This is a genomic window from Phormidium sp. FACHB-592, from assembly GCF_014695795.1.
GTDB lineage: Bacteria > Cyanobacteriota > Cyanobacteriia > Leptolyngbyales > Leptolyngbyaceae > Stenomitos.
Genome location: NZ_JACJOZ010000105.1, coordinates 1 through 9829, shown reverse-complemented (window position 1 = coordinate 9829; position 9829 = coordinate 1). Strand labels below are relative to the sequence as shown.

Below are 9829 nucleotides of genomic sequence, written 5' to 3'. Positions count from 1 at the left end.
CGACCGATTTGCCCTACTTGCCCTGTGACAGAGGAACGGTAGATTGAGCCTTCAGCCATTCTGGCACTGGGAACGGCTTCCTGGTAGGGACCGTGGAGCCAACGAATGGCTTCGCAGTCTTCAGGTTCGTCTGCCATACGTCCCCAAACCTGGACGTTAGCAGGATGCCAACTTTCTCGCCAAGGCGCACTGCGGTTTGGGGTCGGAGTCATGCGTTGCAGTTGCATCCAGGTTTGAGCCGCTTGCCGGACTTCATCAATGAAGGTGCCGACGGTGTCCAGCTTGCGGACTCGCACGTCATTAAGTAGCGATCGCTCCCCTGCCCATTGCCAGTGACAGCCAATTAGGGGTTTGTAGTCTTCATCATAGTAATCAGGCAGAAACAAGCGATGGTCTGCCCGTCGCCAGGATTTGCCAAAGCCACCCAACAGCATGGCAAAGCGGGTGAGGGCAGCAATCAACTTAGTCAAGGCATCACGCTCCTCGGTCACGAGAGTTTGAGTCAGATGCCAGATGAGTTCGCCTTCCACGTCGTAAGTGGGTTGGGCGTAAGAGCCTTTGCCAAACGTATCCATCTCTAGCTGTAGGGTACGGAAGTTAAGACTGAGCAGTCCCACGGTGCCCTTTTCCATTGCGCTGCCAAAGAGTTGGTCGATCAGGCGATCGGCATTTTTCTCATCGGTCAGCCCACCAAAGATACGGAGGGCATGACCACGAATGGCGGCACGAAAAACGTTAGGGCGGAATTCGCCAGTGCCGTCCACCAGTTTGGCAGCCTGCCCCTGACCTTTAAGGCGGCACTTGTAGAGCAGATCACCCGTCTGGTTTGCGGGTTGACCGTAACCAGCACAGACGCGACAACCGATGCCAGTCGAGAAGGCTTTTTCCCAAAGTCTCCAGATGGTTTCCCATTCTTGAGTCTCAAGAGACATCGTGCTGGAAATGCCAAACTGAAGGGTCGGCTTGTAGAGCGAGATTTGGACAAAAGCCCCAGCGTTTTTATGGTCATCTTTCACCTGCCAGTCTTGCTGAGGATGAATGATGTCTACCAGGTGTTCAGTCCAACTGGTATCGATTGGATAACCACCATGAAACCGCAACAGACCGGGTTCATGATCACCACCCGAAAGCGGATTGCCACAGTAGCGGGCAGCTTGTGCAGGAGTGCAGGCACGGCGAAAGATACCCTTCATGCTGCTGCCAGGGTAGAAGGGATAGCCTTTAGCCCCAATCACAGGACGGATGACACCATCATCCTGCCCGCTGTTGGTGACAAACCGCCAGCTTAAGGTGTAGGAACGACTTTGCACGTCACCGTCGAAGATGGGCGCTTCGGGATACGTTTTGTCGGTCCATTCATCTGCCCATAAAACAGCATCGGATTCTTGCCCTTTGCTCAGCCGCTGAAGCTGACAACGTCCGTTTGTCTGTGCCCGAAACATCAACGGGACTTTTTTAGCAGCATCGGGAATAACGGACATTGCGGATGGTTCTCCTGCTCAATAAAGGTTTTTCGTGTGACGCTGGATGACTTACGCTTTGTACCGTTGAGTCCACCAAACAATGCAGTCACAGAGTTGGGTCAGCACTGCCATAGCAACCCGTTGGTCTTGCAGCGACAACTGCCAGAGTTCTTCGGACATGGACTGAATGGCTTTGGCATTATCTGATCGCACTGACTCATTAGGCAGAGTAACGCCTGCCTGTGCCATCACTTTGACCAACGTATCCCAAGTGTCTTTCCAGTATTTCGATTTCGTTTCTTCCTTACCTTGAAGGCGGAGATGCTCGCCCCAGAAACGCTCTAGCCCGTAGGCGATCGCCATCCGCATTTTGTAGGACTGGTTCAGGGATTTTTCATCTCGTAGCTTGGCAGTCAGAACGAGTCGTTGTGCCTCTTGATCGAGTCCGTAAGAATTCCAAGCCATTTAGTTATATGCTCCTGCTAACGTAACGCGACTGCGACCAAAGCCAATCGATTCCAAACCACCGAAATAGAGTTCCTGTGAGTCAGCCTCGCCAAAGGGTTTCCACCCTGTTTCTTTAAGGGCAATCGGGAAAACCATCACACTGCTTTCTGGCAAAGCTTCGACATTAAAAAAGGCACCCTTGTCGGTATCCACCTTTTTCATTTCATCAAGCAATTTGACCCGGCTTTGGCGGTAAAGCGCCATGTCGTGCAGCATAGCGATGTCGTTGTCTCCCACGACTACCAGGCTATCGGGCTTGAGATTTGTCGCACCCACTGGAATCCAGGGAGCCAGGTCTACTTCATGTTCAATTTCCATGAAGCCCAGGTTGAAGAACAGAATTTTGCGATTTGTACCGACCTGCCGACCCTGTAGGGTTTTAGGAGCAGTGTAGGGTTGGGGCAATGGTGTTGTGATGCCTGCGATCTGCTGGTAACGTTTCAGCAACCACGGGCAGGTAATCCAGACCACGGGTTGACCAGGGCAGAAGACGGGGAGCCAGAGCAAGGACGCATATTCAAATTTGACGAGTGCTTCTGTTGTGCCACCATCCCGAACACCTTCGACAACATGGTGACCATACCAGCGACTTGCCAAAGAATCGCCGTCGTCTTGGCGCATGTCAGCCCGAAGTCGTCCCCGGATGGAACTGCCAGGAATGACCCCTGTTTGGGTAAACTGGTCGCGAAAGATGAGGTTGAGGTTTCCGGTCTCCTCTCCAGCACTGGCACCTACATGCAGGGGAGCCAGCGTTTCAATGATGCCGTAAGCGCGTTTATACATGCGGGTTGTTGTAGATAGTTGAATGAGTGGGCAAACTTTAGGCAGCCTGGGGTAAGGGCAGCGCAAAACCACAGCCCCAGCGTTTGTAGGAATAGGCTTCCATTGGGAACCAGGCTTCATCCCAGTCTTCCCAAGCAGGGAGTGGTTCTGGCAAAACGTAGACACTGCCAGCGGGAACGGCGTAGCGTCCTCTGGAAAGGCGTTTCGTTTTCCCCTTTTCACCGCCGAGTCGATAGCGGAAGGGGGTGGGGCGCTCGGTCAAGATGGCTGCATTGCCCCAGACTGGCGTGACTCGATCGCCCGTGTTTTGCATGGGTTCCCGGTAGGACAGACGATTGGAACCCCAGATTGCTGGAGTGATAAGGGCGAACTGCTGACCAACAGACTGGCTCAGCAGCGCTTGAGTCTTCGAGTCAAGGGCAATGGAGCGGATGTTGACCATATGCCCTTCACCACCGAAGCGATACCAGCTATCAGGCAGTTTGACGTTGGAGAGGTAGAGCAAGCAGGTGTCGGGATGCATCTGTATGGCATTTTCTAGAAAAAGGCTACCCATTGATGCGTCGCTGGTCTCGACTTTCCGCTCATCCAGTTTCAAGCGGGGATGCAGGTGGGGTAGATAGGTCCAGGGTTTCTCGTAGACGAGCACCTCTGTTATTGCCCCTTGCATGAGCGTTTGCCAATCGTCGATCGCCACCCAGGTGCCCCGTTCAAAGTTGTCCAGCGTTTCATTCCATTGCTGGTTTTCAGGATTCCACCGAAGTTGCTCCGTGATGGTGCCAGTGCGTAACTGTTTGTCTTGAGGCGGTGGATTCAGCTTGACTAAGCAGTTGAAGGGAGTCGGCACATGGAAGTTTTGTGGATTGTCGCTTTTGCCCCAAAACGGACCCGCTAATTGCAGTGACTGCAACTGGTCGGATTTCATGTCTTCCTGGTAGGCACTGGCAAACAACCCGGAGAGCGTAGCCGCACTGGGTGGAAAGCTAACACCCGATCGCCCGACAAGATTTTCGGGAGAGAGGAAGCGTCCGGCACTGCCGTAGAGCAGCCCCAATGGTTCAATCACAATCAGGTATTGGAACATGGGTGATGGGTGGAGGGGTATTTTAGGAGGCTGCAACAAGTTGTGGCGGTATGGCTGTGGTTTTGCGTCCTGCGGCAAGATGGAAACCCACTTTGGCAAGGTTGATGATCCAGTCGTTCATTGCCTGGACTGTGTTTTTGCAGTCTGCTTCCTGATTACCCAGAATGCCTGTTTTGTCAGTGGTGTCCCAGCAATGCTGTTCTAAAGTGGTTCGATTGTCTTTCCCGAAATAGACTTCAAAGAGTGCCAGCGCAACCTCCGTTCGATTACCTGCAAAGGCATGACGCGCTTCAAGAACAGCAACGTCGTTATAGAGGTGATTCCATTTGGGGTGCTTGGCACTGCCCTGATCGCCATTGCGATCGCAGTAGCCTTCCATCACCGCTTCTAGAAACCACCAGGGACAGACCCACTCCAGGGCATTGCCGCCACTGAACAAAATTCTCACAGCAAGGCGATCGCGTCCGTGTTTTTTGGCAGACTGTTCGGCTTCGCGACAGTGTTGCAAGACATCGCGCTGGGGGACGTTGGGAGAAGCCCAGACGAAGCCAATGCTGGCAGTGATGGGTTTTGTTGCTTGCTGCCAAACATCAGCGCGAAAACGGTAGAACCAGTGCAGACAGTCTTGTGCGGTCAGTGGTGCAGTCAGGGGGTAAAAGATGCCCATGAAGTCGTCGCCGCCTGCATAGATCAACCGTCCCTGGGGTAAGTAGTCTTGCTCGTGGTCGATCAGCGTTTTACCCCATTCGCGCATGGTCTGACTAAAGCGGCGGATGCCAGCTTCATCCTGCTGGCTGAGATAGACCCCAGCACGATCGCCATCGCCCATGAACCAACCCGTCCAATCATTGCTGCCCATCCGGTTCAGGTCACGAAACGTGCGCGGCGGTTGAATGCCAGGTAAGCGATCGCGGACGTGATGAATAAACTGCGGGTGCATGACTACCCGTTTGGCGAGTTCGGGAATGCTGAGTTCTTCGTTTGGGTCGATGAGCGTTTCGCCGAGCTTCGCACTGAGTTGGGCATAGAAGTCCTTGATCTGGTCTTTTTCCTGGCTCAGGTGACGCTCTTTGGGAGCGATGCGTTTTCCAGCGTTTGCCTGTTGCCCCAAGCCATACCAGGCGATCGCGTCGGTGCCCGAAAGGGTAGAGCTTTCGCCCATCCAGTTAATGCCTGTCCAGCCGCGCGATCGTTTAGCGGCGCTGAGTTGTTGCTTGGCTACGGGAATGCTGCTGCCCTGTGCCCAGAAGAACTCCCAGGTGTAGTTGCTCCATTGGTCCCAGTCTTTTTTCCAGAAGTAACACCAACCGTACTGCGCTTCGGGTAAGGTTTGCTCGATCCAGAGACGGCATTCGGTGAGGATGCCTCTCCAGGCGGTGTAGAAAGCACGCCGGGCTTCTGCTTTTGGGAAGTCACCCCGGATGAGAATCTGGTTGGGGGTGCCCTGGACGGTGTTGAGCAGGAAGGGTGAAATGACTGCCTGAGAGTCTTGCAACTGCGCTTGAGCAACGCGGCAAAGGCTTTCTGCTAAATAGGAGAGGATGAAGGAACTGCCGTACAGGTCGCGTAGTTTGCGAGATTTCTCAATGAATCCTTGAACAGGAGCAAAGGTGATCGCGGTGTAAATAAGGTCAGTCATGGGTGCGTGACTGTGACAGGGGTTGGATGATAATTACTGTAACAAGAGGTTTGAAGAGGGGTCTTCTAATTACTCGATTCCACAGTGACTTAGCTTGACTAAAGCACTTCTAGCCAGCGTGCCATCGCTCTAAAAGAGTTAAGCCTCGCTGACTAGAGTGCTCATCAGAAGTAAGCCTCTACCCGAATTGATCAGCGAAACTTAGCCCAGAATTTAGGGCGACGAAAATCAACCTGATGATGTCCAGCCCAAACAATCAACACAACTTTAGTTTTGGCTTGGACGATGTAGTAAATGCGGTAAGAGCCGATCGAAAAACCGTACAGGTCATCTACACCCTGCTTTTTCTTGCATCTGGACGGGTAAGGGTTTCCAGACAAATCTTTGATAAGACCGACAACTCTTTCTTGAACATTGCTTGGCAGACGCTTAATGTAGCGTTTGGCAGAGGAGTGCTTAATCACCGTGTAATCGGAATTAAAGCGCCCATTGCAATCGTCTGCATGGTAGTCCATACGTTTCCTCCTAAATATGAATGACGTGTGATGAATTGATTCGTTTGCTAAGTTGCCTTTCGGCTGATAAGGGTTCACATAGCTTTCGCCTCGTGTTGGTTATTTCCAATTCTTGGCATACAGATAAAAACTTGTCAATCTTGAATTGTGTGGATTTAAGGTTGAGGAAGAGAAGACAGAAAAGCTATAGAGTTGGATATTATAGGCGTAGTGCCTGCCCGACAGGTTAAAGTCGGCTTGTTGAAAACATGATGGACAGTCTGAAGGTATTGATTCGTTATCTAATGAGATTCTTCCAAAGCTACTTGCTCGGAAGAATCTCTCAGGGTTTACGGCTCCAAAGCGATTTCAAATATTTGTAGTTTTTTCAGCGCTTTCAGCCGCCCACACTGGGGCGATCGTTGAGAACTCTTTGATGAGTGCCATGCGGAAATTGGCGCTAGCTATACTTTCAGCCGCCTATACTTGGGCGATCGTTGAAAACCCTGGATTAGTTGCATACGCGAAAATGTTCGCATCGTCGATCATTTCAGCCGCTTACATTAGGGCGATCGTTGGAAACACAGCGAATTGCTCTTTTGTGAATTTGACAATCTTGCCCTTTCAGCCGCCTACACTGGGGCGATCGTTGAAAACAAACCATCATGATGTGTTCAGATCGAAGCACTGTAGACTTTTAGCCGCCTAGACTTGGGCGATCGTTGGAAACAAGATCGCTGTGAAACCTGCATCGCATTGCCCTGTGGCGGCACCCGCCTTTCCGCCAACTGTACTTAGGCGATCGTTGAAAACTTCTTAAGTTTGGTGCCTTCTGAGTTTTGGGTAATATCTTTCAGCCGCCTGCACTGGGGCGATCGTTGAAAACCTCAGCACGAAATAGCCTTGATGCTGGATTAGATCTGTGCTTTCCGCCGCCCATATTGGGGCGCTCGTTGGAAACTCTCCTCACCAGCACCAAATGAAGTGGAAGTGCCGATTAAACACTTCTTGTAGTCGCCTGTTCCTGGGCGCTCGTTGGAAACACAATCTTGAAGGCGAAATACAGACCGAACGGCACCAGCTTCCAGGCGCTTGTACAGAGCGATCGCTGGAAACAGTGGCAACCTGACTCCAGTGATCGCTCAAACGACTCGCAATGGGGAAACCTGAAGCCATACATTTTTCCCTTCACTCCCTACCCCTGACGCAATGAAAATCCTTCTGGTCACTGTGGGTGGTTCACCCAAACCTATTCTCACTACCATTGAGACGCTGCAACCCGATCGCGTACTCTTCCTTTGCTCGGCGGGTCCCAGGGGCAGCGAATCTCAGGTCATTGGCACTGGAACGCCCTGTGAAATTCGTCAGGGTGCAGAAATCATTGAGCGCTTGCCCAACCTCCCCATCCAGGCAAAACTGGCTCATTTTGACCCCAATCGTGACCTCATTCGCATCCAAAATCCTGATGATCTCTCTGAGTGCTATAACGCTGTCGTCAGTTCCATCCGCACCCTTCAGCAACAGGAAGCAAATAGTCAACTGATTGCAGACTACACAGGCGGCACCAAAACGATGTCTATTGCCCTGGCAACAGCAGCCCTCGATTATGGGCTTACCCTCTACCTTACTACCAACACCACCCGTGAAAACCTGTTCCGCGTTGAGCGGGGTGAAGCGACTGAACGCGCTCGCACTGCCCTTATTACCGTCGATCGTACTATTGAGCAAGTGCTACCCCGGTTTCTTCAGCAGTACAACTACCCCGCCGCGATTGCTGAACTCAACACTATCTTGCGAAGTATGGAGTTGCCGAGAGAAGCCAGCCGTCGCATTCGGGAACTGCGTGATTGCTGCCTCGGCTTCGATGCCTGGGATCGGTTCAACCATGTTGACGCATGGCGATCGCTCCAGCCCTATATGAAGGCAGATGAGATCCGTCCACTAGGGTTGTTTCTTAAGCGGGTGATCAGCAGTCGGGCTGCCATTGATCCTAATTTTTTCAGTGCTGAGGGCATGAGCGGTCACGGCTACGAAATTGTGGAAGATTTACTGTTGAACGCTGAACGCCGTGCTATGCAGGATCGCTACGATGATGCAGTCGGACGGCTTTACCGCGCCCTGGAACTGCTGGTACAAATACGCTTGCTTCAAACCTACGACATTAAAACGGGTCATGTGGACATTCAGAAACTGCCCGCATCCCTACAGCCAAAATATGATGATTTAGCCTTGAAATCGCGCGATGGCAAACTGCAACTTGCACTTACGCGTAGCTATGCCCTCTTAAGCGAGTTACCCGACGACCCGCTCGGTCAACTGTATCTGCGATATGTTGATCGCATTCAAAACGCACTGCAAGTCCGCAACTACTCTCTCTTTGCCCACGGGTTTACGCCCATCACCAAAACGGCATACCAAAATCTCAGCAACGTCTTTGCAGACTTTATTCAGGCTGGTCTTGCTGCCATTGTGGCTCCTGCTCAGCTAACGACCGCGCCCCAATTTCCTAAAGCATTGAGTCTATAGAAAGCGGTTAACGTCCTAGTCGGAAATCGACTGCTAGCAATGCCGGAAGTGCTTCACCTGCCTTGACCAGTGCATACCCCCGTTCTGAGGCAGTAGCCGTCAAAGAATGAGCGTTACTGAACGATCGCTGCGCTTCGGGCTGAATGTGCAGAAAACACACTGGGTAGTGGTAACGCCAACCCGCACCCCCAACGTTTAAGCGACACACCTTCTTGCGGAAACCAGCTTAAGTCCCAGTCCTGCCACGCTTTTTCTAACAGCTCTTTGAGCACATATACACTGCCAGCAGGCACCGCATACCGCCCACGCGACAAGAGCTTAGGCTGGTGGGGCTGATGGATACTCTTGCCCTGTGCATCTTTGCGATCGCCTAAGCGGTAACGAGACGGACTGGGGCGATCGGTCAGCATGGTTTGATAGAGCGTTGCGTCCCAATCAGATGGATAGCGATGAGACAGGCGATTGGAACCCCAAATTGCCGGAGTAATCAGGGCAAAGCTTTTTTCAAGCGGGCACTTGAGCAACGCTTGAGTTGAACCTGCTAGATCATGACAGTTTACATTTGCCAGGTGACCTTCGCCGCCAAAGCGATACCAACCGGGTTCCAGCGCAAGATTGGAGAGATAGACCAAAGAAACCTGTGGAAACAGTTGCACGGCATTTTCCAAAAACAGTGAACCCTGATCCGTGTCTGGATCGACCACCCGCCGCTCATCTTCCCGAAGTCGGGGGTGTAGGTGGGGCAAAAATTCCCAGGGGTCTGCGTAAACGGTCTCGTGTTTTTCCCAGCTTGCTAGCGGTAGCCAGGTGTTTCTAGCGAATTTTCCACTTGGGGCTATCCACTGCTCTTGTGCAGCATCCCAATACACCCAGCGATCGTAGTCCTGGTCATTCTGTGCTGGATGCCACGTTAGAAGCTGTTTGACCATGCCAGTCCGAACCGCTTTTTCTTCTGATGGTGGATTCAATGTCACCAGATGGTTGAATGGCGTCGGCACACAAAAGTTTTGCGGGTTGTGCTGAAAGGCCCAGAAGGGTCCTGCCACTTGCAGCGACCGCAATGCCGCGTCGTTGTGGGAATGATAAGCCGCTGCAAACAGCCCTGACACGGTAGCAGCACTGGGAGGAAATTTTGCTCCCGATCGCCCAACAAGATTTTCCGGTGAAAGGAATGCCCCGGCGCTACCGTAGAGTAATCCCAAAGGCTCGATCGTAATCAAATACTTAAACATTGTTGTCACTCATTAAGGACAGCGGCAGGTATACGTTGGGGCACAGTGTCATGGAGATGGAAACCCACCTTTGCCAGGTTGATGACCCAATCATTCAGTGC

Annotated in this window: 9 protein-coding genes; 2 read left to right on the top strand and 7 right to left on the bottom strand. The window is 52.2% G+C overall.

The window, feature by feature from the left end; all coding sequences use genetic code 11:
- The 6 genes from H6F86_RS29495 to H6F86_RS29470 all read right to left on the bottom strand — a co-directional run.
- Positions 1-1481, bottom strand: a 1481-nt coding sequence (locus H6F86_RS29495; RefSeq protein WP_190454619.1) for an RAMP superfamily protein, incomplete at its 3' end; no start/stop codon positions are given.
- A gap of 51 nt (positions 1482-1532) precedes the next feature.
- Positions 1533-1928 carry a hypothetical protein gene (locus tag H6F86_RS29490; RefSeq protein ID WP_190454616.1) on the bottom strand — a complete coding sequence of 132 codons (396 nt, stop codon included), beginning with the start codon at positions 1926-1928 and terminating at the stop codon, positions 1533-1535.
- A complete protein-coding gene (locus H6F86_RS29485) occupies positions 1929-2753 on the bottom strand; it encodes an RAMP superfamily CRISPR-associated protein (protein ID WP_190454613.1) in 825 nt (274 codons plus the stop codon).
- A 37-nt stretch (positions 2754-2790) separates the two neighbouring features.
- Positions 2791-3837, bottom strand: coding sequence for a type III-B CRISPR module-associated Cmr3 family protein (locus H6F86_RS29480; protein WP_190454610.1), 1047 nt, complete (start codon positions 3835-3837; stop codon positions 2791-2793).
- Positions 3838-3859: 22 nt separating this feature from the next.
- Positions 3860-5476: a type III-B CRISPR-associated protein Cas10/Cmr2 gene (locus tag H6F86_RS29475; protein WP_190454607.1), complete on the bottom strand. Its 1617-nt coding sequence runs from the start codon at positions 5474-5476 to the stop codon at positions 3860-3862.
- Positions 5477-5667: 191 nt separating this feature from the next.
- On the bottom strand, positions 5668-5991 hold the full coding sequence (locus tag H6F86_RS29470; RefSeq protein ID WP_190454606.1) for a type II toxin-antitoxin system RelE/ParE family toxin: 324 nt from the start codon (positions 5989-5991) through the stop codon (positions 5668-5670).
- Positions 5992-7019: 1028 nt separating this feature from the next.
- On the opposite strand from H6F86_RS29470, the gene H6F86_RS29465 reads away from it, so the two are divergent.
- Positions 7020-7175 carry a hypothetical protein gene (locus H6F86_RS29465; protein ID WP_190454602.1) on the top strand — a complete coding sequence of 52 codons (156 nt, stop codon included), beginning with the start codon at positions 7020-7022 and terminating at the stop codon, positions 7173-7175.
- Between the two features lie 4 nt (positions 7176-7179).
- Positions 7180-8496: a TIGR02710 family CRISPR-associated CARF protein gene (locus tag H6F86_RS29460; protein ID WP_190454600.1), complete on the top strand. Its 1317-nt coding sequence runs from the start codon at positions 7180-7182 to the stop codon at positions 8494-8496.
- Positions 8497-8609: 113 nt separating this feature from the next.
- Here H6F86_RS29460 and H6F86_RS29455 read toward each other — a convergent pair whose 3' ends face one another.
- Positions 8610-9728 (bottom strand): type III-B CRISPR module-associated Cmr3 family protein, encoded by a 1119-nt coding sequence (locus tag H6F86_RS29455; protein ID WP_190454596.1) that lies wholly within the window; start codon positions 9726-9728, stop codon positions 8610-8612.
- Positions 9729-9829 lie beyond the last annotated feature (101 nt).